Origin of the sequence: Curtobacterium ammoniigenes NBRC 101786, from assembly GCF_001571045.1 — a bacterium.
Lineage (GTDB): Bacteria > Actinomycetota > Actinomycetes > Actinomycetales > Microbacteriaceae > Curtobacterium > Curtobacterium ammoniigenes.
Window position 1 is genome coordinate 79133 of sequence record NZ_BCSV01000002.1, and the last position, 21794, is coordinate 100926.

Annotated in this window: 21 protein-coding genes; 12 read left to right on the forward strand and 9 right to left on the reverse strand. The window is 69.2% G+C overall.

The features are described 5' to 3' along the window. Positions 1 to 771: a CPBP family intramembrane glutamic endopeptidase gene (locus tag CAM01S_RS04065; protein WP_083527746.1), complete on the forward strand. Its 771-nt coding sequence runs from the start codon at positions 1 to 3 to the stop codon at positions 769 to 771. A 104-nt stretch (positions 772 to 875) separates the two neighbouring features. Here CAM01S_RS04065 and CAM01S_RS15180 read toward each other — a convergent pair whose 3' ends face one another. Further along, entirely contained in the window at positions 876 to 1004 is a 129-nt protein-coding gene (locus CAM01S_RS15180) for a hypothetical protein (RefSeq protein WP_281176675.1), read from the reverse strand. Between the two features lie 182 nt (positions 1005 to 1186). Between CAM01S_RS15180 and CAM01S_RS04070 the strand changes: the two genes are divergently transcribed. Beyond that, positions 1187 to 1753 carry a DUF2510 domain-containing protein gene (locus CAM01S_RS04070; protein WP_066516959.1) on the forward strand — a complete coding sequence of 189 codons (567 nt, stop codon included), beginning with the start codon at positions 1187 to 1189 and terminating at the stop codon, positions 1751 to 1753. Between the two features lie 211 nt (positions 1754 to 1964). Here the strand turns inward: CAM01S_RS04070 and CAM01S_RS04075 are convergent, their stop codons facing one another. After that, positions 1965 to 2174, reverse strand: coding sequence for a cold-shock protein (locus CAM01S_RS04075; RefSeq protein ID WP_066516962.1), 210 nt, complete (start codon positions 2172 to 2174; stop codon positions 1965 to 1967). 912 nt (positions 2175 to 3086) lie between these two features. Between CAM01S_RS04075 and CAM01S_RS04080 the strand changes: the two genes are divergently transcribed. From CAM01S_RS04080 to CAM01S_RS15275, 5 genes are all read left to right on the forward strand, one after another. After that, positions 3087 to 4646, forward strand: coding sequence for a cytochrome ubiquinol oxidase subunit I (locus tag CAM01S_RS04080; RefSeq protein ID WP_066516966.1), 1560 nt, complete (start codon positions 3087 to 3089; stop codon positions 4644 to 4646). A 53-nt stretch (positions 4647 to 4699) separates the two neighbouring features. Next, entirely contained in the window at positions 4700 to 5725 is a 1026-nt protein-coding gene (gene cydB / locus CAM01S_RS04085; RefSeq protein WP_066516970.1) for a cytochrome d ubiquinol oxidase subunit II, read from the forward strand. 140 nt (positions 5726 to 5865) lie between these two features. After that, positions 5866 to 9336 carry a thiol reductant ABC exporter subunit CydC gene (gene cydC, locus CAM01S_RS04090; protein ID WP_169795833.1) on the forward strand — a complete coding sequence of 1157 codons (3471 nt, stop codon included), beginning with the start codon at positions 5866 to 5868 and terminating at the stop codon, positions 9334 to 9336. Next, positions 9248 to 11149, forward strand: a complete 1902-nt coding sequence (locus CAM01S_RS04095; RefSeq protein ID WP_066516978.1) for a sensor histidine kinase — start codon at positions 9248 to 9250, stop codon at positions 11147 to 11149. The genes cydC and CAM01S_RS04095 overlap by 89 nt, the downstream gene beginning before the upstream one ends. Further along, entirely contained in the window at positions 11146 to 12102 is a 957-nt protein-coding gene (locus tag CAM01S_RS15275) for a response regulator (RefSeq protein WP_066516980.1), read from the forward strand. Before CAM01S_RS04095 ends, CAM01S_RS15275 begins: the two co-directional genes overlap by 4 nt. 299 nt (positions 12103 to 12401) lie before the next feature. Here CAM01S_RS15275 and CAM01S_RS04105 read toward each other — a convergent pair whose 3' ends face one another. Then, entirely contained in the window at positions 12402 to 13703 is a 1302-nt protein-coding gene (locus CAM01S_RS04105; RefSeq protein WP_066516981.1) for a phosphatidylserine decarboxylase family protein, read from the reverse strand. A gap of 369 nt (positions 13704 to 14072) precedes the next feature. On the opposite strand from CAM01S_RS04105, the gene CAM01S_RS14810 reads away from it, so the two are divergent. Beyond that, positions 14073 to 14453 (forward strand): iron chaperone, encoded by a 381-nt coding sequence (locus CAM01S_RS14810; RefSeq protein ID WP_169795834.1) that lies wholly within the window; start codon positions 14073 to 14075, stop codon positions 14451 to 14453. A 116-nt stretch (positions 14454 to 14569) separates the two neighbouring features. Here the strand turns inward: CAM01S_RS14810 and CAM01S_RS04115 are convergent, their stop codons facing one another. After that, the gene (locus tag CAM01S_RS04115; protein WP_157071410.1) at positions 14570 to 15013 is read right to left on the reverse strand and encodes a hypothetical protein; all 444 of its coding nucleotides are present in this window, start codon (positions 15011 to 15013) and stop codon (positions 14570 to 14572) included. 3 nt (positions 15014 to 15016) lie between these two features. Next, the gene (locus CAM01S_RS04120; protein WP_066516998.1) at positions 15017 to 15763 is read right to left on the reverse strand and encodes an arsenate reductase/protein-tyrosine-phosphatase family protein; all 747 of its coding nucleotides are present in this window, start codon (positions 15761 to 15763) and stop codon (positions 15017 to 15019) included. A gap of 48 nt (positions 15764 to 15811) precedes the next feature. Between CAM01S_RS04120 and CAM01S_RS04125 the strand changes: the two genes are divergently transcribed. Then, positions 15812 to 16801 carry an inorganic phosphate transporter gene (locus tag CAM01S_RS04125; RefSeq protein ID WP_066517001.1) on the forward strand — a complete coding sequence of 330 codons (990 nt, stop codon included), beginning with the start codon at positions 15812 to 15814 and terminating at the stop codon, positions 16799 to 16801. Positions 16802 to 16957: 156 nt separating this feature from the next. On the opposite strand, the gene CAM01S_RS04130 is transcribed toward CAM01S_RS04125, so the two are convergent. The 3 genes from CAM01S_RS04130 to CAM01S_RS04140 all read right to left on the reverse strand — a co-directional run bounded on the left by CAM01S_RS04130 (position 16958) and on the right by CAM01S_RS04140 (position 19187). Beyond that, the gene (locus tag CAM01S_RS04130) at positions 16958 to 17422 is read right to left on the reverse strand and encodes a hypothetical protein (RefSeq protein WP_066517002.1); all 465 of its coding nucleotides are present in this window, start codon (positions 17420 to 17422) and stop codon (positions 16958 to 16960) included. Positions 17423 to 17442: 20 nt separating this feature from the next. Continuing rightward, entirely contained in the window at positions 17443 to 18369 is a 927-nt protein-coding gene (locus CAM01S_RS04135) for an Ig-like domain-containing protein (protein ID WP_066517008.1), read from the reverse strand. Positions 18370 to 18527: 158 nt separating this feature from the next. Next, entirely contained in the window at positions 18528 to 19187 is a 660-nt protein-coding gene (locus CAM01S_RS04140) for a hypothetical protein (RefSeq protein WP_066517010.1), read from the reverse strand. Between the two features lie 85 nt (positions 19188 to 19272). Between CAM01S_RS04140 and CAM01S_RS15185 the strand changes: the two genes are divergently transcribed. Next, positions 19273 to 19407: a hypothetical protein gene (locus CAM01S_RS15185; RefSeq protein ID WP_281176676.1), complete on the forward strand. Its 135-nt coding sequence runs from the start codon at positions 19273 to 19275 to the stop codon at positions 19405 to 19407. A 25-nt stretch (positions 19408 to 19432) separates the two neighbouring features. Here the strand turns inward: CAM01S_RS15185 and CAM01S_RS04145 are convergent, their stop codons facing one another. Next, the gene (locus CAM01S_RS04145; RefSeq protein WP_169795835.1) at positions 19433 to 19915 is read right to left on the reverse strand and encodes a YciE/YciF ferroxidase family protein; all 483 of its coding nucleotides are present in this window, start codon (positions 19913 to 19915) and stop codon (positions 19433 to 19435) included. Positions 19916 to 20102: 187 nt separating this feature from the next. On the opposite strand from CAM01S_RS04145, the gene CAM01S_RS04150 reads away from it, so the two are divergent. After that, on the forward strand, positions 20103 to 21179 hold the full coding sequence (locus tag CAM01S_RS04150; RefSeq protein ID WP_217999714.1) for a sugar kinase: 1077 nt from the start codon (positions 20103 to 20105) through the stop codon (positions 21177 to 21179). Next, positions 21176 to 21784: a bifunctional 4-hydroxy-2-oxoglutarate aldolase/2-dehydro-3-deoxy-phosphogluconate aldolase gene (locus CAM01S_RS04155; protein ID WP_066517013.1), complete on the forward strand. Its 609-nt coding sequence runs from the start codon at positions 21176 to 21178 to the stop codon at positions 21782 to 21784. The genes CAM01S_RS04150 and CAM01S_RS04155 overlap by 4 nt, the downstream gene beginning before the upstream one ends. Positions 21785 to 21794 lie beyond the last annotated feature (10 nt).

Sequence of the window (21794 nt, forward strand, 5' to 3'; positions counted from 1 at the left end):
ATGACGACTGCTGAGCCTCCCTCGTCTGAGCCGGGCGGGCGCGCACTCTCGCGGGTCGCCACGGCGATCGTGGTGGGGCTCCTGGCCGCCGTGCTGCTCGATCGGCTCGCCGCCGCGATCGGGTTCACATCGGCATTCGGCGCCGGAATCGCGCTGGCCGGTTCGCCGACCCTCCGGATGCTCGTCACCGACCTCGCGGTATGGGTGCCACTCGGCGTTGCGATCGGAATCGGCACCTATTGGTTGCGGCTGCCCGGGCCGGGATGGTTCATGCGAACACTGTGGATCCGGTTCTCCGCTACCGACATATTTTGGGGCATAGCAATCGCGTTCATCTGCCGCGCGGTGGACGCATTCCTGTCGCTCGGGTTCTTCGGAACCACCGGATTCGGAGGCCAAGCGAGCGTCGACGGCGGCCCTCCCGTCGGGGAGCTGGTGCTGCTCGTCGTCGGGACCTGCCTGATCACACCCGTGATCGAGGAGCTGTTCTTCCGCGGACTGCTGCTGCAGTGGTTGCTGCGACGCGCGTCCGCCGCGGGTGAGGGGCGCGGGGGCGTCATCGCATCCGTGCTCATCTCCGCCGTGGTGTTCGGAATCATGCACGTGTTCGTCGCGCAGAGCACCGCGCTCGGCGACACCGTCGAGTTCGTGTCCACGTTCCTGCTCGGCGCGCTCGTCGCGGCCGTCGTCGCCCGCACCGGGAGGCTCGGCACCGCCCTGGTCGCGCACGTCCTGTTCAACGCGCTCGCCGTCGCGCTGACCTGGCCGTAGGGGCCGGGGTGCGCTGTGCGGCCGCGGTGGCGCGCTGGTGCGCTGCTTGGTGCGCCGCACTTCGCGACACGCGCGCCGAACTTCCGCGCGCTCTGGCGTCGTCGTTACTGCGTGAGCTGCAATGTGAGCGTCGCGATGACGGCGCCGACTCCGCCCGCGAGAACGACTGACAAGAATGCGATCAGCCTGCTGCGATGCGACTCGAGCGGCTCTTCCGATGCTCTGTTCCCCATGATGTGCCCCCTTTGATCGAAGGTTAGAGCGCTGATCCGACATCGGCGCAGAGGCAGTACACATTGCGCAGCGCACAACCGCAGGCTCCCGCGGTACGGGAGGGATCCTGCGCCCGGTACCCCCACAATTGGGTGAGGATCCTTCGGTATCGCTCCGGTCCAGCTGCCGCTACCGTGCTGCCATGAGCGACTCGACCGGCTCCTCAGTTCCGGGCGCCGGCTGGTATCCCGACCCGCAGAATCCGGCGCAGCAGCGATGGTGGAACGGAACCACTTGGACAAACGACCTGCATGGCGCGGTCGCGCCGAGTCCGACACCGGCGGCCGCTCCGCTCTGGGCATCGCAGGCCGACCACCAATGGGTCTCAACTGGAGGACCGGTGAACGGCGGGTATCCGCCGCCCCCAAGCAGCGCTGTCGCACCGCCGTGGAATCAGACCGCGCCTCCGTTTGATCGGCGTGCGCACAAGCGCTGGAAGGCCGAGCAGTATCGCGAGACCCGGCGACGCAATATGTACGGCTATCTCGGCTGCGTGTTCGGGCTGCTGGCGTTCATCGTCGACTTTGTCGCGATCCCGAGTGTGCTCGCAGTCGTGTTCGGCTCCATCGGCATCGCCACCGCGAATGGTCTCGGCGGCGGCAAAGGCTCGGGCATGGGGTGGTCCATCTGGGGCCTCGTCCTCGGGCTCGCGAGCGCCGTCATCTTCGTGTGGCGCCTGATCGAATTCGCCCACGCCGGGATTCTGTAGCGCCGTTCGGCCGGGCGATAGCGGTGTCCGTAGAGCCCGTCGGGTCCCGTAGTCCCATGCGGGCGCGTGATCCCCGTCCAGCCCCCCAATGCCGTCCCACCCCGCGATGAATACAAGCCGCTCATCACTCGGCCGAGCTGAGTCCGGACCAACGAGAAACGGCCGCCCCGCAGAAGCGGGACGGCCGTGAAGCACTCTCGTGCGAGCGGACTCAGCGAACGACGCTGATGTTCTCCGCCTGCGGGCCCTTGCGGCCCTCGCCGACGGTGTACTCGACGCGGTCGTTCTCCTCGAGGGAGCGGTAGCCGCCGGTGGCGACGATGCTCGAGAAGTGCGCGAAGACGTCCTGGGAGCCGTCATCGGGAGCGATGAATCCGAAGCCCTTTTCGTTGTTGAACCATTTCACGATGCCAGTGGCCATGCGTGTCTATCTCTTTCACTGTATTCACCCCGACCGAATGTCGAGGAGGTTTCCGGTGGTTACACCGGGTCGCGAGCACATGCTCGCTCACACCGCGGTCGCGAATACGACGCGGGTGTTTTTCCATCTGCGCGGAGACCGCGCGGTCTGGTCCGCTACGTGGTGACGACACACGTCGAAGAGATCGCGATGCCGAAGGTTCCGGCAGAACAGCGACACACCAGGAGTGGACAACGTTCCGTCGGGATCGGTCCTTCAACCGGTGCAGCAGAGTTCACGCAAATGCGCTTAATGCCCAACCGTAGCGGAGTATCGGGCAGGGCACCAGGGGGCGGGTGCCGGAGCTCCTCACTCACCGGGCTCAAGGGTGCGGGGCTGCTCCCAGCTGGGCCGGGGCGCCGCGGACACGCGGCTCAGTTTCGCCCGCACCGCAGAAACCTCACCACAACACCGTGTTGACCGCGAAAACCTGACACCACGCGGAACGCGCGCGGCGCGTCACTCCCCCGCTCGAGCTCGGCGCCACGCTCTCAGGCCAGGGCCGCCGCGGACACGCGGCTCAGTTTCGCCCGCACCACAGGAACCTCGCGACAACACCGTGTTGACCGCGAAAACCTGACGTCACGCGGAACGCGCGCGGCGCGTCCCCTCTCCCCGCTCGAACTCGGCGCCACGCTCTCAGGCCAGGGCCGCCGCGGACACGCGGCTCAGTTTCGCCCGCACCACAGGAACCTCACCGCAGCAGCGTGTTGACCGCAGAAACCTGACACCACGCGGAACGCGCGCGGCGCGTCCTGACACAACGCGGAACGCGCGGGGCGCGTCCCCTCTCTCCCGAACCGGGACTTTCGGCCCTCTCCGCCGCCCGGAGCCCCACGACAGGGTTGAAGCGCACCGCGAGAAGGAGTCTGCATGGATCCCGTTGAGATCGCCCGATGGCAGTTCGGCATCACGACCGTTTACCACTTCTTGATGGTTCCGCTGACCCTCGGGCTCGGTCCCGTGGTGGCGTTCATGCAGTGGAGGTGGGTCCGCACCGGGAACGGCCACTGGCTGCGTTTGACGAAGTTCTGGGGAAAGCTCTACCTGGTCAACTTCATCATGGGCGTCGCGACCGGCCTGGTGCAGGAGTTCCAGTTCGGCATGGCGTGGAGCGAATACTCCCGCTTCGTCGGCGATGTCTTCGGCGCTCCGCTCGCCATGGAGGGCCTCCTCGCCTTCTTCTTTGAATCTACGTTCCTGGGGCTGTGGATATTCGGTTGGAACCGCCTCCCGAAGCGCATTCACCTGGCAACGCTCTGCATCGCCGTCGCCGGGTCGATCATCTCGGCGTTCTTCATCATCGTGGCGAACTCGTGGATGCAGCACCCGGTCGGCGTCACCCTGGTGAACGGGCGCCCACGACTGGTCGACATCTGGGCGGTGCTGACGAACAACACCGCACTCGCCGCGTACTCGCACACGATTACCGGATCGTTCGCCGTCGCGGGCGGATTCCTGCTTGGGATCGCCTGGTACCAGCTGTGGCGCCGACGCCGCGATGGCATCGACACGGTGGACGACCGCGGCCGTGTGATCGTCGGCGAGTCCGCGTCGGATGCAACCCGCGACGCCCTGGACCACCAGGTGTGGCTGAAGGCGCTCCGCGTCGGCGCGGTCATCGCGATCGTCGGATTCGCCGGCGTCGCGATCACGGGCGACACGCAGGGCAAGCTCATGTTCCAGCAGCAGCCGATGAAGATGGCGGCCGCCGAAGCAGCGTGCGAGACCGGCACCGGATTCTCGGTCCTGTCGATCGGCGACGTCGGATCGACGAACTGCACCGGCGTCAAGGCCGTCATCGAGATCCCGGGCCTGCTGTCGTTCCTCGCCCACGGCGACACGCACACCGTCGTCACGGGCGTGAAGGACCTGCTGCCGACGTACGAAGCGAAGTACGGCACCACTCTGCCGACCGGCTCGATCTACGGCGTGCACTCGGGGCAGAAGATCGACTACGTCCCCGACATGCAGGTCACCTATTGGGGCTTCCGGATCATGATCGGGTTCGGCGCGCTCGCAGCGCTCGCAGCGGCCGTCGCCCTGTGGCTGACCCGTAAGGGCACGGTCCCGGCATCGAAGTGGCTGAGCCGTCTGGCCCTGTTCGGCATCCTCGCGCCATTCGGTGCGAACGCCGCCGGATGGGTGTTCACCGAGATGGGCCGCCAGCCGTTCGTCGTCGCCCCCAACCCCACGCCGGGCGGCATCGACGGGGTGTTCATGTTCACCGCGGCGGCCGTCTCGCCGGGCGTGTCCAGCGGTGAGCTGCTCTTCTCGATCATCAGCCTCGGCAGCATCTACGCCGTGCTGCTCGTCGTCGAGGTGGTGCTCCTCGTCCGATTCATCCGCGGCGGAGTCGTGTCCGCGATGCCCGAGCTCGCGCCGGACGCAGCGGAGCCGGCCTCCGACGACGTCCTCTCGTTCGCCTACTGACCTCGTTCGCCCACTGACCTCGTTCGCCTACTGATCCCAGAAGGACCACCGACATGCTGCCCACCGTCTGGTTCATCGCCATCGCCGTGCTCTGGCTCGGCTACCTGCTGCTCGAAGGGTTCGACCTCGGCGTCGGCATGCACATGCTGTTCAGTGCTCGCGGCGAGGGTGAACGCCGCGTCATGCTGAACACCATCGGCCCGGTCTGGGACGGCAACGAAGTCTGGCTCATCACCGCCGGCGCCGCCACGTTCGCAGCCTTCCCCTTCTGGTACGCGTCGCTGTTCTCGGCGCTATACGTGCCGCTGACTCTGGTCCTCCTCGGCCTGATCGCCCGCGCAGTCGCGATCGAATACCGGGGCAAGGTGCACCACGAGCGGTGGACGCGCGCCTGGGACCTCGCGATCGGCATCGGCTCGACCATCGTCGCGTTCGGGATCGGAGCGGCGCTCGCGCTGACCACCACGGGCCTCCCGTTGGACCGCAACGGCGACAGCGTCGGCGGCGCCTTCGGCTGGCTGAACGGATGGGCGGTGCTCGGAGGCCTCGCCGTCGTCGGTTTCTGCCTGGTGCATGCGGCGGCGTTCCTCGGACTGAAGACCGACGGGCCGGTCCGCACGAAGAGCATCCGGTTCGTTGTCCGCGCGACCCCGATCGCGTTGCTTCCCATCGTGATCTGGGTGCTCGCGGTGCAACTCCGAAGCGGCAACATGGGGAGCTGGTCGCTCGTCGTCGTCGCGGTGATCGCCGTGGTGCTCGGCTGGCTCGCCGCACGGGCCGGACGAGAAGGACGCGCCTTCGCCGGGATCGCCACGTTCATCGGCGCCGGCGCGGGCTCGATCTTCGCCGCGGTCTACCCGGTGGTTCTGCCGTCGACCGTGAACAGCGCCTGGGACCTGACCGTCTCCAACGCCGCGAGTGGCTCCTACACGCTGGGCGTCATGACCGTCGTCACCCTCATCGGCCTCCCGCTGGTCCTGCTCTATCAGGCCTGGTCGTACTGGGTGTTCCGGAGGCGCATCAGCGAACGCGACATCCCGGGTCTCCCCGCGGTGCTGACGCGGGCAGCGCGCCCGTGACGCTGCAGCGGTCGCGCTCGGAACGCTCCGGGGGTATGGGGTCACCTCCCACCGCACGCTCTGGAGGCGCGGGGCCGCGTTCCACGGGGACGCAACGGAACCGGCGTGGCCCGTTGGCCGCCGCCTCCAGACAGACCGTCGTGACGCTCGGTCTGATCGCTGCGATCCGCGCAGTCGGCATCGTGCTCGTGGCGGAAGGGATCGCCCGGGGGATCGCGGCGGTCGCCACACACGGAGATCCGCGGGCCGCGGTGATCGCCGGGCTCGCCGGAGCGGTGCTGCGCGCGGCGGCGACGTGGGCCGGATCGGTCGTGGGCGCTCGGGCTGGGGCGGATCTCGTCGCGCAGCTCCGGCGCGCGCTCGCAGATCGTGCGCTCGGACCGGCGACGACCGACGACACGCTCTTGCTCGGCGCCGCACGCCTGGAGGGGCTCGACACCTACTGCACGACGGTGCTGCCGGCACTCGTCACCGCCGCGGTGCTCCCCGTGGTCATCGGCGCGCGGATCCTGCTCGCCGACTGGGTGAGCGCGGCGGTCATCGCGGTGACGGTCCCGCTGATCCCTGTGTTCATGGCGCTGGTCGGCCTCCACACGCGAGACCGCGTGGATGCCGCGGCGGCGAGCCTCCAGCGACTCAGCGCGCACCTCGTCGAACTCGCCCGAGGGCTGCCGGTGCTCGTCGGCCTCGGACGCTTCGAGGAAGAATCCGACGCGCTGCACCGCATCGCCGACGAGCACCGGAAGCGAACGATGGCGACGCTTCGGGTCGTGTTCCTGTCATCGCTCGTGCTCGAACTCGTCGCGACGATCTCCGTCGCCGTCGTCGCGGTCGCGGTGGGTCTGCGGCTTCTCGGCGGCGAGATGCCCCTCTGGGCCGGTCTCACCGCACTCCTGCTGGCACCCGAATGCTACGGAGCGCTCCGCGACGTCGGCGCCGCATTCCACGCCGGCGAGGACGGGCTCGCCGCCTACCAGCGCGCCCAAGACGTATTGCGCGCACCCATGCACACGGTACCCGTGACGACCGGGCCGGCCGCGCTCGACGGGCTCATTGTCAGCCACGCTGGCCGACCCACCGTCGTCGACGGCGTCGACCTGACGCCGGTGCCGCTCGGCGTGACCGCGCTCGTCGGACCGAGCGGCAGCGGGAAGAGCACGATCCTCCGCGCATTCGCCGGGCTGCTCGACGCCGACGCGGTGGTCACCGGCACCGTTCGCGTGCCCGCTGGCGGAACCGCGTACCTGCCGCAGCATCCCGTCGTCATGGCGGAAACGGTCGCTGCGGAGGTCGGGCTGTACAACCCGACGCTCTCGGACGAGGCGGTCGCCGCGCTCCTGCAGCGCGTCCGCCTCGAACAGCACGGTGACGATGATCCGCGCCAGCTCAGCCTCGGCGAGCTGCGGCGCCTCGCGCTCGCGCGCGTCCTCGCCCGCGTCGACGCCGGTGCCACGCTGGTACTGCTCGACGAGCCGACGGCGCACCTCGGCGCAGACGATCGGACGCTCATCGAGTCGTGCATCAGCGAGCTGCGCGGCCGTGTCACGGTGGTGCTCGCCACGCACGAGCCGTCGACGCTCGCGCTCGCCGACGCGGTCGTCTCGGTCGGGTCGGGCGGCGCGGGTGGTGCGGGCGGGCGAGCCGACTTGCTCGGTCTGGAGGCGCCTCCCACCATCTCGCTGCGGCCGGCGGTCAGTGACGCGAGCGACGACGCGGCCCCGGCACTCTCCGGCGAGCGCTTCGACGCTGCCGCGGGACCGCTCGCGGGGCCCGACCGCCCGACACTCGCCGGGTCGAACGGTCAGACAATCGCCGAGCCGGACCGTCCGAACCTCGCCGGGCGCCCCGGGCTGGCGGGGCTCACGGGACTCACCGGGCTCACCGGGCTCGCCGGGGTGCTGCGGCCGGTCGCCGCGCGGTTCGCCGGCGGAGGCCTGCTCGGTGTCGGCGCGGTCATCGCGGGCGGCGCGCTCACGGCCGTATCCGGGTGGCTGATCGTCCGCGCGAGCGAGCGGCCGGACATCATGTACCTGCTCGTTGCGATCGTCGGCGTGCGGTTCTTCGGCATTGCACGTGCGGTGCTCCGCTACGCGGAACGACTCGTGACGCACGACGCGGTGCTCCGCGCGGTCACGATCCTCCGTGACCGGCTCTGGACCGGGCTCGCCGCCCACGGCGCAGCGAGCCGACGGTTGAGCACCGGCGCGACCGCGCTGGACCTGCTCATCGTGGGCGTCGATCAGGTCCGGGATCTCATCCCCCGCGTGCTGGTCCCACCGGTCGTCGGCGCATGCGCGGCGCTCGCGGCAGTCGTCGCCGCAGCGGTCGTCGCGCCGTTCGCGCTGCCGATTCTGTTGGCGGGGATCGTCGCAGCGTTCATCGTCGCTCCCGTGCTCGCGCTGACCGTCGACCGGGCAGCCGGGGCTGGCGCAGTCGCGCTCCGCAGCCGCAGCGCACGCCTGTTCGCCGAGACGGTCGCGGCAGCCGACGACCTGCGCGGCAACGCCGCCGGGCGCACGGTGCTCGACCGGCTGCACGCGATCGACGCCGCAACACGCACCGCTGCACGGCGGAGCGCATTCGCCCGTGGAGTCGGCGGTGCCATTGCCGTCCTCGCCTGCTCGGCGACCGCGGTGCTCCTCGTCGCCGTTGGTGCGGCGGCCGGCACAGCGGTTCCGATTGTCGGAGTGATGGCACTCATTCCGCTGGCGCTCATCGAACCGGCGCTCACCGCACTCGATGGCGTGCAGCGTGCGCCGGCGCTCGCGACGGCCTGGACACGGCTGCGGCCGGTCCTTCGTCCGGCGCGGGTCGGCGGTCCTGCGCTGGCGTCCGCGCCGATCACCGGCTTCGCGCTCGATGACGTCGACGCGCGCTGGTCCCCCGAGCTCGAGCCTGCCGTGCGCGGTGTCAGCGCGGCGATCGAGACAGGTGCGTGGCTCGTCCTCGACGGCCCGTCCGGCTCCGGAAAGACCACCCTGCTCACCGTGCTCCTCGGGGCGCTGGCGCCGAGCGCGGGCACCTACCGCCTCGGGGCCGATGACGCGACCTCGCTCCGACGCGACGCGATCAGCCGCGCCGTCGCATGGCTCCCGCAGGAGGCGCACATCTTCGACTCCACGATCCGCGCGAACCTACTCCTCGCCCGCCCCGGCGCGTCCGACGCGACCATCGCTGCGGTGCTCGAACAGGTGGGACTCGGGGAGCTCATCCGACGTGCGAAAGACGGGTTGAGCCTCCGTGTCGGAGCGGGAGGCGCGTCCCTGTCCGGCGGTGAACGCGCCCGCGTCGCCATCGCCCGCACCCTGCTGAGCGACGCCCCGATCGTGCTGCTCGACGAACCCACCGCGCATCTCGATGCCGACACCGCGGCTGCCGTCATGGCAACGCTCCGCGCTGTGCTCGCTGATCGCGCGGTGGTGCTCGTGTCGCACCGGGCTGCGGACCGTCGGCCCACTGACACCGTGCTGCTGCTCGCCACGGACGACGGCCCTAGGCTGTGCTCGACGGAGGGAGCGTCGCGTGTCGGACGAGGAAGCGCCGATTCAATTTCCGAACGAGCCGCGGACCGCGCTCGAGCGCACGATTCAGGAACTGGTGGAACGCGCTGACGCCGTCCTTGCAACACAGGGGCGGCTTCGGAGCCTGCTGCACGCGAGCCGGGTCGTCGTCGAAGAGATCGATTTGCCGACCGTGCTTCGGCGCATCGTCGAGGCAGCGCTGGAACTCGTCGGCGCCCGCTACGGCGCGCTCGGCGTGCTCGCCCCAGACGGCACCCTCGAACAGTTCATCCACGTCGGGCTGACCACGGATCAGGCGGAGGCAATCGGCGACCTCCCTCGTGGCCGCGGACTGCTCGGAGCGATCGGGGCGTCGCAGCGTCCGCTCCGGCTCGAGCACATCGGCGGCGATGCCCGCTCGTCCGGGTTCCCGCCCAACCATCCGCCGATGGACGCGTTCCTCGGCGTTCCGATCCGGGTCCGCGACGAGCTGTTCGGCAATCTGTACCTCACGCGCGACGACGGCGGCACGTTCTCGGAAGAAGACGAGGAGCTCGTCGTCTCCCTCGCCGCGGCCGCGGGCGGTGCCATCGACCATGCGCGCGTGCTCGAGGAAGCGCGGCGACGCGAAGCATGGTCGAACGCGCTCACGGAGGTCACGACGGCGCTCCTTTCCACCGACGGCGTGGTGGACGGGCTCGCCGTCATCGTCGACAATGTGCTGCCGGTCGTCGGCGCCGACTTCGGGTGCATCGTCAGCCGCGACGACGCCGAGATGCTCCGTCTGACGAGCGTCCGGGGATTTGGAGCAGGTGACCTTCCGAGCGCAATCGAGGCACGCGCCTCCCGGTTCATCGACCGATCATTGGCAAGCGGCGACGTGACCAGCGGAAGCCTCCGCGACGACGGGATCTGGCCCGAGGGGCTCCGGTGGGCGGTCGCGGTGCCGTTCGCCGTGTCCGGAATCACGCTCGGCACGCTGCTCCTGGCCCGCGAGCACGACCGTCAGCGGTTCAGCGCGTTCGAGATGCAGTTGGCCGCGGACTTCGCGGCGCAGGCGAGTGTCGCCATCGAGCTCGCGCGTGGCCGGAGCGACCGTCAGGAGCTGCAACGCATTGAGGACCGCGGACGCATCGCTCGGGATCTCCACGATCACGTCATTCAGCGGCTGTTCGCGGTCGGACTCACGCTGCAGAGCATCGAACCGGCGATCCCGGAGCGGTTCCGGCGCGAACTCAACGACCAGATCGACGGCATCGACGCGGCGATCGCGGAGATCCGCACCGCGGTGTTCACGCTCACGCGCCCGCGAACCTCGCAGGCCACGTTGCGGCACCGTGTGCTCGAGGTCGTGTCCGAAGCGGGCGCGACCCTGCGGTCGACGCCGACCGTCGCATTCGCCGGCGCGGTCGACGTGCTCGTGCCGGAGGAACTCGGCGACGACGTGGTCGCCGTCGTTCGCGAGTCACTGACGAACGTCGCCCGGCACGCCGACGCATCCGCCGTGGAGGTTCGAGTCGCCATCCAGGACGGCTCGCTCCACGTCCGGGTGGACGACGACGGCCGCGGCGTTCGCGGAGCCACTCGAGCGAGCGGCACCGCGAACCTCGCCGCTCGCGCCGTCGCCAGAGGCGGCGACTACTCCCTGGAGAGCAGACCGAACGGCGGGACATCGATGGTCTGGCGGGTGCCGCTGGGTGGCGATGGGGTGGCGGAGGAGGTCTCGACGCCGGCTGGGGCTGCCGCGGCGGCGGGCGCGACGCCGGCTGGGCGGGGCGCGGCGGAAGGCGCGTCGGAGCGTCTCGGTGCGGAGGAGGTCTCGACGCCGGCTGGGCGGGCCGCGGCGGAAGGCGCGACGCCGGCTGGGCGGGCCGCGGCGGAAGGCGCGTCGGAGCGTCTCGGTGCGGAGGAGAGGTCGGTATGACGCTGCGTGTGTTTCTTGTCGAGGACCATGAGCTCGTCCGGCAGGGCGTCGCCCGGGTGATCGATGCTCAGCCCGATCTCGAGGTCGTCGGAGAGGCCGAGAGCATCGCGAGAGCCGTGCCGCGGATCGCGGCGACCCAACCCGACATCGCGGTGCTCGATGTCCGGCTCCCCGACGGGAGCGGCATCGACCTGTGCCGAACGGTCCGATCGGAGCACCCGGACATGCCGTGTCTCATGCTGACCGCATATGACGACGACGAGGCGACGCGCTCCGCGGTGCTCGCCGGTGCGAGCGGATACGTGCTGAAGGACATCCGCGGCAACACACTCGTCGAGGCGATCCGGAAGGCCGCGACCGGTGCCACCCTGTTCTCGCCGGACCTCCTGCAGCGGGTACGAGCGTCGCTCGTGGCCGAGGTGGGCGCGGGCGGTTTGGGCGGTGGGGGTGCGGGCCGGGGCGGTGTGGGCACGGGCCGCGCTGCCCCGGGTAGTCCGGGTGCTTCGAGCGGCTCGGGCACGGGCACGGGCCGGGGCGGTGCGGGCACGGGCCGCGCAGCCCCGGGTAGTTCGGGTACTTCGAGCGCTTCGGGCACGGGCGCGGGCGCGGGCGGATTGAACACCGCCGACACGGACCGGCGCTCATCGACCCGGCAGGAACACACCGGAACAGAGCCGAACGAGCACGCGTCGAGCACCTCACACCAGGCGAGGCCCGCGAACGAACCCGGTTCTGGCCGGAGCGTGTGGAACGATCCCGACCAATTGACTCCTCGGGAGCGGCAGATCCTCGACCTGATTGTCGATGGGCTCACCAATCGGCAAATCGGCGAGCGGCTGCACATCGCGGAGAAGACCGTGAAGAACAACGTCTCCGTCGTGCTCAGCAAACTGCACGTCGAGCGCCGAACTCAGGCGGCGGTGTACCGGTTGCGACAGGGCGACGGGCGCTAATTGCGCGCTCGCCGAGCCCGTTCTCGCCGCGATACGCGGCCCCAGCGAATTGCCGCCGCGACACGCGGCTCAGTTTCCGCCCGAGGTCAGAAACGTGACTTCCCGCGCGTGTTGCACGCAGAAACCTGACCACCCGCGGGACGCGAGCGGCGCGCCGACGCGCAGGCCGAGCGTGTTGCGTGCAGAAACCTGACCAGCGGCGAAACACGAGCGGCGCGTCGACCCTTCAGGCCTCAGTCGCGGTGCCCACACGCACCCTTCAGGCCTCAGTCGTGGTGCCCACACGCACCCTTCCGCCCTCAGTCGCGGTGCGCCCTCGCGAGCGCGCTCCGCACCGGCACCACCTGAGGCTGCCGACCGGCGCTCTGCGGGATCGCGTCGACCGCGAACTCCGCGATCGCGCCGGGTTGGAAGATGATGCACTCGGTCGAGCCTCCGAACTGGAAGTATCCGAGCTCGTCACCCTTCGAGACGTGCGCGCCCTCGGCGATGCCGTCTCCGATGACGCACGACGAGACGTCGATCATGCCGACCGGGACCACCGCGACCAGCCCGATGTGCTCGTCGTCCGCGTCAATGAGGATGATCGCGCGCGCCGCCACATGCGCCAGATAGCCCTGCGAGTCCGGCGGGTTCGCGGCGTCCGCGCCCTCCGAGTCTGCTTCGGAAAAGTACGTGCCGGGCTGCACCCATGCACGGCGGATCGTGCCCGATACCGGCGCATGCCAGCGGTGGTAATTCGTCGCGCTGAGGAACGCCTGGTACACGACACCGCCAACGAGCTCGTCGACCGCCGGGTCATTCGCCAGAAGGTCCTCGAGCGAATAGGGCTGCGACTTCACCCAAAACGCGTCACGCCGCTGCACGTCACGACTGATTTGGTACGGAGTCGCCTCGCATGAGCTGACGATCACCGAATCGTCGTCCGGGCTCGCCACTGGGCGAGCACCCTCGCGGAGCCGCCGCGTGAAGAAATCGTTCCACGAGGTGAATCCCCAGTGACGCGCCTCCGGATCGTGCTGGAACTGGTCGATGCCGACCACGGTGCGCGCTGCCTCCGACATCCAGCCGCCCGGTCCATCGTGCAGGGTGCCGAGGGAGTCTTCGGAGTTCAGGAACTCCTCCCACTCGGCGAGGATCCCGTGCAATGCCTCGTTCACGCGAGGGTTGCGATACGCCGCCTCTCCGGCGGGAGTGCCCATGGTCCGATCAAGCACAGCAGCGAACGGTGTCGAAACCATGCCGTGTTCCGCGAAGGCGGGGGCAGTTCGCGTGACCTCGTCGATGAGGAGGAGCAGTTCGTCAACCGAGCTGATGTGCTGGCCCGCGTAGTTCCGGGTGCGGGGCTCCTGCTCGAGCATGAGCGTGAACTGCATGCGAACCACGGGGTCCGTCGCAATGAGACCGGCGAGTGCCTGGACCGAGGGGCGAAGCGATCGATCCTCGCGCTCGTGGGCGCGGGAGCGGTGGCCGTCGAGCCACGCCTCGAGCTCATCCTGCGCGGGCAGCCAGCCGCCCCGCTGCAGATGCGGCGGCCGATGCTGGTGGCCCCCGTTCGATGACGAGTGATGCGATGGCGAGGTGTGCTTGTCGTCGGTCACGCCGCCACGGTACGCGGGAGGCGCTGGGTGCGGTCGTGCGCTGGCGCTACCGGTTGGGGCGGGACGGTCGGCAGGGTGGCGCCGCGACGCGCGGCTCCGTTGCGCCGCGACACGCGGCTCAGTTACGCCGGGAACTCAGGTTTCCGACCTCCGAAGCGTGTCGCGAGCAAGTACCTGATCCCCGGTGGAATGCAGGCGGCGTGTCGCGAGCGCAAACCTCAACCCGGCGGAACGCGCACGGCGCGTCGGCGGCAAGAACCTCACTCCGGCGGAATGCTCATGGCGCGTGTCCCCTCCGGGCTCCACTCCGGCTCCGACTCCGGGCTCCACTCCGGCTCCGGCTCCCGCCACCCGCGCTACCATCTGCGCATGGCGCGTTACACCACCGTCGACGAGTTCCTCGCCGGCATGACCGTGCCCGAGCAGCGGGCAAAGGTCGAAGGGCTCATCGACTGGGTCGCGAGCACCTGGCCTGAACTCGAGCTCGCGGTCAAGTGGAATCAGCCGATGTTCCTGCATCACGGCACGTACATCATCGGTTTCTCCGTGTTCGCGAAGAACATCGCGATCGGTCCCGAGCCGGAACTCATGGACCGGATGCGCGCGGACATCGAGGCTGCGGGATACACCACGACGCAACGGCTCTTCCGCATCGGGTGGAGCGACCCCATCGACTACGACCTGCTCACGAGGATTATCGAGACGCAGATCGCGGAGAAGGCGGACACGACTGGACTCTGGCGGAGCTGAGCCCGAGCCCAGCCAGCCAAGCCAAGCCGAGCCCAGCCCAGCCCAGCCCAGCCCAGCCCGAACAGACTCGGCGCCCGACCGCATGCCTGAGCCACCGGAGCGCCCCAGCGCCGGAATCACCCCCGCGCGACGACGTACAGCCAGGCGAACACGATCAGCGCATTCGCGGTGTACAACCCCGTCCGCACCCAATGCGTGCGCAGAATGCGCGAGAGATACACGCTCCGAGCCCCCTCGGGATCGGTCGAGAGCTTCGCCTGCCACGGCCCCCAGAACATGCCCGTGAAGATCCCGGACACGACCTGCGCGAGGAGCGAGCCCCACATCGCCCAAGCTGGCGAGTGCGCAGGGTGCACCCAGAGCATCACGATCGCAAGGACAAGCCCGATGCCCACCGGCGCGAACACCCAATAGGGGAGCCTCCGCCAGTGTGCCGCCTGCACCGCATGGAACGAGTCGCCGACGAGCCGCCACGTGCGGAAGATGTCAGCTTCGTGCGCCCAAATGGTGCCGAAGTTGTATCCCGCAACCAGCGCGTTCACAACCAGTAGAAAAAGCACCGTTCACTCCGTAATGGACCTGTCGACGATCGACACGAGCGCGGCGACACGCTCGTCGATCGCCGAGAACGCCCGTTCATACGCGGCCTCATCCCCGGTCGTCGCGGGATTCGCGGTCGACCAATGCAGGACGGACGGATCGGCTAACTCCTCATAGGCCCGATCGCACAACACAACGACAGTGTCCTGCGGTCGCCGGAGGTTCGACAACTGAACGGGCTCATGCGCGTGGATATCGAGCCCATGTCGCGCCGCCGCCGCAACCGCGAATGGTGCAGGTCCGGGAGCTGGGTGCGTTCCCGCCGACACGGCTGGCACTGGGACGGCATCGGACGCGTTCCAGATCGCGGCGGCGATTGGCGAGCGCGCAGCGTTCCCCGAGCACACAAATACGATGCGTTTCGATTCCCGCAGCGATCTCTGCCGGACCAAGCCAAGCGATCTCTGCCGGACCAAGCCCGTGGCCTCCAATGCGACCCCGGCGACCGCGAATCCGCGCGCGCCGGGAAGCAGCCGCAGGTAGGTGCGCCGATGGTCACCTTCGGAGGGCGACCGCGCGACGACGTTCGCACGCTCGAGCACGCGCAAATGATGGCCGAGCAAGTTCGATGGGATCCGGAGTCTCGTCTGCAACTCCCCCGGCGCCAGATCGCGCAGGGCGAGGAGGTCGACGATCGCCAGTCGCGTCGGGTCCCCCAGCGCAGCAAAGCGCGCCGCGCGCTCCAAAACTCCCGTTTGCTCAATAGACATTGGCTCAATGTTGACTGTCATACAGCAGACCCGTCAAGATACCCAGCGATGCATGCCGACCTTGCGAGCCTGCTCCTCGTCGCCGTCGCCATCGGATTCGCGGTGAGCATGGGCGCGCATTACACCGGCGCATGCATGGGCATGCCGCACGCACTCCGGGCGGTCTCCGCTCGGCAGGCGCTCCTCATCATGGCGCCCCTGACCTTCATCGGAGCGCTGCTCGCGAGCCACGGCGTTGCCCACACCGTCGGCCACGGACTGGTGCACGACCACCTCACCGTCGTGGGGCAAATCATCATCGTGGGTGTCGCGTTTGCGCTGACGACGGTGTTCAACGTCGCGAAAGTGCCAACGTCGACCATTCAAATCCTGGTATTCACGGTTGCCGGCGTCGCCCTCGCCGCGCACGCACGAGTGGAGTGGGCGACGATCGGCACGCTCGCGATCATCTGGGTCGTCGCGCCGCCGCTCGCTGCGCTCCTCGGATTCGCATTTACACGCCTGCTTGACCGATATGGGAGGCGCACCACCGGACCGGCACCGCGCCTCCCTGCCAGTGCGGGGCTCGGCCTCGGCATCGCACTGACCACGGTCGGCGCTGTCGCGTCGTTCGCGATGGGGGCGAACGACGTTGCCAATGCGACCGGCTCCCTCGTCGGCACGGGGACGCTGACGCCGCTCGTCGCAGGCGGCGTCGGAGGCCTCGGACTCGCGGTCGGCGTATTGACGTGGGGCAGGCCACTCCTTCGAAGAGTCGCGTTCGACATCGTGGCCGTCGATCGCTCGATGGCGACCGCCGCGCAACTCGTTCAGGCCGCGGTGGTCCTCGTTGCGGTCTCGTTCGGGTACTTCACCTCTATGAATCAGGCACTGGTGGGCGCCATGGCCGGCGCCGGTCTTGCCCGGGGGCGGAACGCCGTGCACCGCAAAAGCCTGCTCGGAATTCTGCGCGGCTGGGTGATCGGGCCGGGGGCTGGATTGGCCGCGGGCTATCTCATCGCGCTGGCCATCGGCGCAGCGGGTGCTGCTCTCTCCTGACCGCTCGTGCGCGCCCTCTCGGCCGACGCCGGAAGGCGGCCACGGCCTCCGTGCACCGAGAGCGCTGAGCACCGAGCACCGAGCACCGAGTACCGAGCACCGAGCACCGAGCACCGAGCACCGAGCACTGAGCACTGAGCACTGAGCACTGAGCGACTAATACGAGATGAGCACCGTCGAATACTTGTACTGCGCTCCTGCTGGATCAGCGATCGTGATGGTTCCCGACCCTATTTCCGGAGGCGCGGTGACGGTCACCGACCAGGTTCCGTCTGCTGCCAGCGTGACCGTCGAGGGCCCCGTGTATCCGCCGGTGTAGGTCAGGGGGTAGCTGTTCCCGGGGATGATGATCGTGGCGTTCGGTCGGTTGTTGAATCCGCTGACCGTGCCGGAAGCATCGGGCTCGATCGCGAACGTGCCCGAACCCCACGTGGGGCCCGCGAGGTCCGCCGGATTGTTCGAGGGCTGGGTGAACAGCTGCGTCGATCCGTCGTTGAGCCCGGGAGCCGACGCGACCAGTGCGCGGCCGCCGCCCGGCCCTCCGACCTCGGTCGCGGGAAAGTCGGGGATGACGAAATGCCCATCCGCCGAAACGGCGACCGACGCTGGGCCAGGAGTCACACCCGATGGGTACGTCAACGTCAACGACGCGGGAAGCGGGAATGCCGCAAACGTGGTAACCGTCCCCGCGAACCGCTGAACGGCGGATCGTTCAGATACGCGCGGTATGCGCTCTGATCGAACGAGATGTACCCGCCGACCGTCAGGACCTGGGTGCTGCCCGACGTCAAACCCACCTGCGTCGCGGTGATGGTACCGGTGATCGCGGCAGAACTCGGCGCGACGACTCCGGTCACCGTGAAGGCCCCTCCGCTTGAAACCGTCGCCCTGGCGGGCCCGCTCAGGCCGCCGGAGTAACTCAGGGCAACGGACTCGACCGCTGGGCCTCCGGTCTGTGCAACCCTTCCGGCAATGGCGAACGTTGCGCCAACGGCCGCAGGGTAGTTCGGTTGCGCGAAGGCGATTGAACCGGTGGGTACTGCAACGGCGATCTCCGCGGTCTGCGCAGCAACTCCGGTAATGGTGGCGGTCAGGACGACCGTTCCGCTGACATCCCCCGCGGTGAGGCCGGTCGCGAACGCCTCACCCGCGGCGTTCGTGACGGTGACGAACGTGGTCGTCCCGGGGCTGCCGAAGTACGCGGGTCCGGTGACGGACAGGGTGACCGTCTCGTTCGGCACGGGGTGGCCGGCGACTGATCGCACCGTCGCCACCCCATCGGCGAGACTCGAACCGGGCGCTCGGGGCGTGCTGTTTCCGAACGCGACCGAGAGTGCGGCGCCTGCCGAAGCCGCCGCAGCGGGGGTTGCGACCGAGAGTGCGATCGCTGGAGCACCCACCATCGCGGCGGCGAAGAGCGACCTGCGGCCGAAGCCGTTCGAGGTCAAGCGTGGTACGGCAGCCTCATCGGCCTCCGCGGCTTCGGCGGTGGCAGCTTCGGCCCCGGCGGTGGCAACGGCGGCGGCCTCAAGCCGACCGGACGTCGGGTCGAGATGCGAGGGGTTCACGGCGAGCTCCTTCGTGCAGGGTTCGCTTGATGAAAGCTGAACCGCTGGACGGAGAGCGAGCGGCACCGGGCATTGCACCGGAACCGTGCAGGGCGCACCGGCGAAACTCCGTCACGTGTTCACCCGAAGCGGATCGAAGGTGACGTACGTGCCCGCGCTCAGCCTCCGTACCCGAAGGCCGCGCCGCCCGGATTCGACGGACACACCGAGTCCGTGCCGAGACGGTACGCGTCTGCTCGGATGCCCGTCCCAGATCCCACTCGCACCACCGTGAACAGGAGCGAATTGACTGTGCTCGTCGCACTCTGCTCGTCCTGGTCTGCGACGGTGCCGAACCCACCCTGGTCGCTCGAGAAGGTCACCATCAGTCCGGGACTCGGGTGCGTCTTCAGCCAGGCGATGGCCGCGTCGGGGCTCATGGTCGGGAGCGACCAGTACGCCTTGGCATGGGCCATATGTGTGCAGATCGGAGGCGGCGGAGCGTCGTCGGGCGTATCGGCCTGCTCCGTTGAGCGCACGGCGTTCGGCGGAAGAACGGCACTCGTGATCCACGCGTTCGCTGCTGCTCTCGCGACCGGATCGACGCTTCCGGTCGTCGAGTCGGACAGCGCAGCCCCCGACGGCGACGGAGATGCCGTTGCAGCCGCCGCTTCGGCGTGGTCGGATCTCCCGTTGGCCCCCGCGGTCTGGGACGCGGCTGGCGCAGTGCAGCCCGACAGCGCCAGCACACCGACCATCACGAGTGCACCCGTGCCGCCCAAACGTGCGGCCGTTTCCCGCAGACGACTCGCTCGATGCCGCGTTCCGATGACGCCCATTGGTCCCCCGTTCCTCGTCGCAGCCTAAGGGAGCTCGCGCCGGAAGGCGAGCGCTTCTCGCCATGTAGCGGGAGACCCCTCCGCGGTGTCGATCCGGCTGGCGATGCTCCACGACGGCGCGATGGTCGGTGCGCACACGGAGCCGACTGTGGCATGGGCCGCGGAGGCGCGGAGCGCCGCGGAGACGATCGTCGCCGCCGACTCCCGCCCCCGCGACTGATGCGAGTCAGGCCCGTCGCCCCCGCCTATCGCGTGGCGAGCTCGCGCGCCTTCTGACGCAGCGCCTCCGCAGCGTGCCGCTCCTGGCTCAGATTCTCGTCGAGCAGGGCAGCGACGTCATCGCGGCCGAGCGCGTTCGCCGTGATGATCAGCGACTCGTACGCGGCCTGCTCGTAGTGCTCCGCGCCGAGCGCCGCCGCGAGTACGACGTCGTCGATGACCGGTGGCTCCGCCTTCCGGACAAGTGACTCACCTTCCGACTCCAACCCCTTCGTCGTCGGCGACGGATTGTCCTCAGCGTCGATGTTCATGAGATCAAATACCCGGCTGAGGTTCTCGACCTGGTGCTCGGTCTCGTGAATGTGTTGCGTCAGCAGCTCTTTCACCCCCGAGTCTCCCGCCGCAGCGCTGAGTTCGTTGAGCATCTTCAGCGACCCTTGCTCCATGTGCAGTGCCGACCCGAGCCGGTAGGTGAAGACCTGCTCCGGTGCGTCGAATCGTTCAAACATGCGTTCCTCCTTCGCGAGACGGATTCCGATGCCTGCCGTGGTACGCGGCGGTCGCTCCCACACCATTCGAGTTCGCGCGAAAGTGATAACGGACGGGGGCTTCGTCGCGCCCGACGCCCGGGCACGCGCCGGACGCCCGCGGCTGCAACACCTGGCAGTGGACGCGACGATGGGGCAGGGTTGCTGTGTGGGCAGTGCGGCCGATCCCGATGTGGTGACCATCGGCGAGACCATGGCGATGGTCGTACCGAGCGAGGGTCAGCCCATTCGCTCGGCTGCCCTGTTCGAGGTGCACGCGGGCGGCGCAGAGTCGAACGTCGCATGCCACCTTGCTCGGCTCGGCGTTCGGTCGGCGTGGGTGAGCGCCCTCGGCACCGACGCGCTCGGCGATCGCGTCCTCACGGCCATCGCCTCCCGGGGCGTCGATGTGCAATGGGTTCGGCGTGACGACCGGGCGCCGACGGGCGTGTACTTCAAAGATCCGGGCGATGGCGTCTCGTATTACCGCCGTGGATCGGCGGCCTCTCTGCTGTGCCCTGACGACCTCGCCCGCGTCCCCCTCGGAACCGCACGGGTGGTGCACCTGTCCGGGATCACGCCAGCCCTCTCCGACGATTGCGCAGCGCTCGTTGCCGCCGTCATCGACCGTGTCGCACCGAGCGCCACGGCATTGAGCTTCGACGTGAACTTCCGGCCCGGGCTCTGGCCCGCGACAACGGCCGGGCCTGTCCTCCGCGCCCTCGCGAATCGGGCGGACATCGTGTTCGTCGGCCTCGACGAAGCCGCCGCGCTTTGGGGATCCCAGTCCGCCGCGGACGTTCGCGCCGCGTTGCCCGGCCCCAGGTACGTGGTGGTGAAGGACGGCGACGTCGGCGCGACCGAGTTCGGCCCGGCCGGGCGCGTCTTCGTGCCCGCGATCCCGACGGATGTTGTCGAGGCAGTCGGCGCCGGGGATGCGTTCGCCGCGGGCTATCTCGCTGCCATGCTCCGGACCGCAGCGCTCGACGATGACCTGGCGGCGGTCCGCGGGTCGGACCCGACCCAAGCGGGGGCCGACGCGGTGCAGCTGGCCGTGGAGCGCCTCCAGGCCGGCCACGTCAGCGCAGGGCTCGTGCTCCGTTCCATCAGCGACCTCGACGTGCCGGAGCCCGTCAACGCATCCGACCTCGACGTGCCCACGCCCGTGAACGCATCCGAGCTCGACGTGCCGACGCCCGTCACGCATCCGACCTCGACCGCGCCCGACCTCAGGAGTGACTCATGATCGACAACGCCGGGTTCGACGCCCTGTTCGACGGCAGCCCGCTCATGGCGATCCTTCGCAGCCTCGGTGTGGAGCGATCCCTTGCGGTGGCGCAGACGGCGTGGGATCTCGGCATCGACCTCGTGGAGGTCACGATTCAGCGTCCAGCCGACCGGGAGGCCCTCCATGCGGTCGTCCAGGCGGGGAACGCTCGCGGTCGCGCGGTCGGGGCAGGAACGGTCGTGACCGTCGCCCAGGTGCGCCAAGCCGCCGATGCCGGTGCGGCGTTCGTCGTGAGTCCGGGCCTCGACCTCGACATCGTGCACGCAACCGCCTATGCAGGTCTTCTGCCGCTGCCGGGAGTCGCCACACCGACGGAGGTCCAGCGAGCAATGAGCGATGGACTCACCTGGATGAAGGTCTTCCCCGCCAGCGTGCTTGGGCCAGGATGGCTCACCGCGATGCGCGGACCATTCCCGGAGGCACGGTTCGTCACCACCGGCGGAATGGACGCGTCCAACGCGCCCAAGTTCCTCGCCGCGGGCGCGCGCGTGGTCGCCGTCGGTTCGGCGCTCGAAGATCCGAGTCAGCTGCCACGGCTTGCGGAGCTGGTGCGGCGCGCCTGAGTCGGCGCGC

Bases quoted from the DNA above. Each gene is read 5' to 3' on its own strand.
- CAM01S_RS04065 (WP_083527746.1), top strand. From the start codon at position 1: ATGACGACTGCTGAGCCTCCCTCGTCTGAGCCGGGCGGGCGCGCACTC.
- CAM01S_RS15180 (WP_281176675.1), bottom strand. From the start codon at position 1,004: ATGGGGAACAGAGCATCGGAAGAGCCGCTCGAGTCGCATCGCAGCAGG.
- CAM01S_RS04070 (WP_066516959.1), top strand. From the start codon at position 1,187: ATGAGCGACTCGACCGGCTCCTCAGTTCCGGGCGCCGGCTGGTATCCC.
- CAM01S_RS04075 (WP_066516962.1), bottom strand. From the start codon at position 2,174: ATGGCCACTGGCATCGTGAAATGGTTCAACAACGAAAAGGGCTTCGGA.
- CAM01S_RS04080 (WP_066516966.1), top strand. From the start codon at position 3,087: ATGGATCCCGTTGAGATCGCCCGATGGCAGTTCGGCATCACGACCGTT.
- cydB (WP_066516970.1), top strand. From the start codon at position 4,700: ATGCTGCCCACCGTCTGGTTCATCGCCATCGCCGTGCTCTGGCTCGGC.
- CAM01S_RS15275 (WP_066516980.1), top strand. From the start codon at position 11,146: ATGACGCTGCGTGTGTTTCTTGTCGAGGACCATGAGCTCGTCCGGCAG.
- CAM01S_RS14810 (WP_169795834.1), top strand. From the start codon at position 14,073: ATGGCGCGTTACACCACCGTCGACGAGTTCCTCGCCGGCATGACCGTG.
- CAM01S_RS04120 (WP_066516998.1), bottom strand. From the start codon at position 15,763: ATGTCTATTGAGCAAACGGGAGTTTTGGAGCGCGCGGCGCGCTTTGCT.
- CAM01S_RS04125 (WP_066517001.1), top strand. From the start codon at position 15,812: ATGCATGCCGACCTTGCGAGCCTGCTCCTCGTCGCCGTCGCCATCGGA.
- CAM01S_RS04140 (WP_066517010.1), bottom strand. From the start codon at position 19,187: ATGGGCGTCATCGGAACGCGGCATCGAGCGAGTCGTCTGCGGGAAACG.
- CAM01S_RS04145 (WP_169795835.1), bottom strand. From the start codon at position 19,915: ATGTTTGAACGATTCGACGCACCGGAGCAGGTCTTCACCTACCGGCTC.
- CAM01S_RS04155 (WP_066517013.1), top strand. From the start codon at position 21,176: ATGATCGACAACGCCGGGTTCGACGCCCTGTTCGACGGCAGCCCGCTC.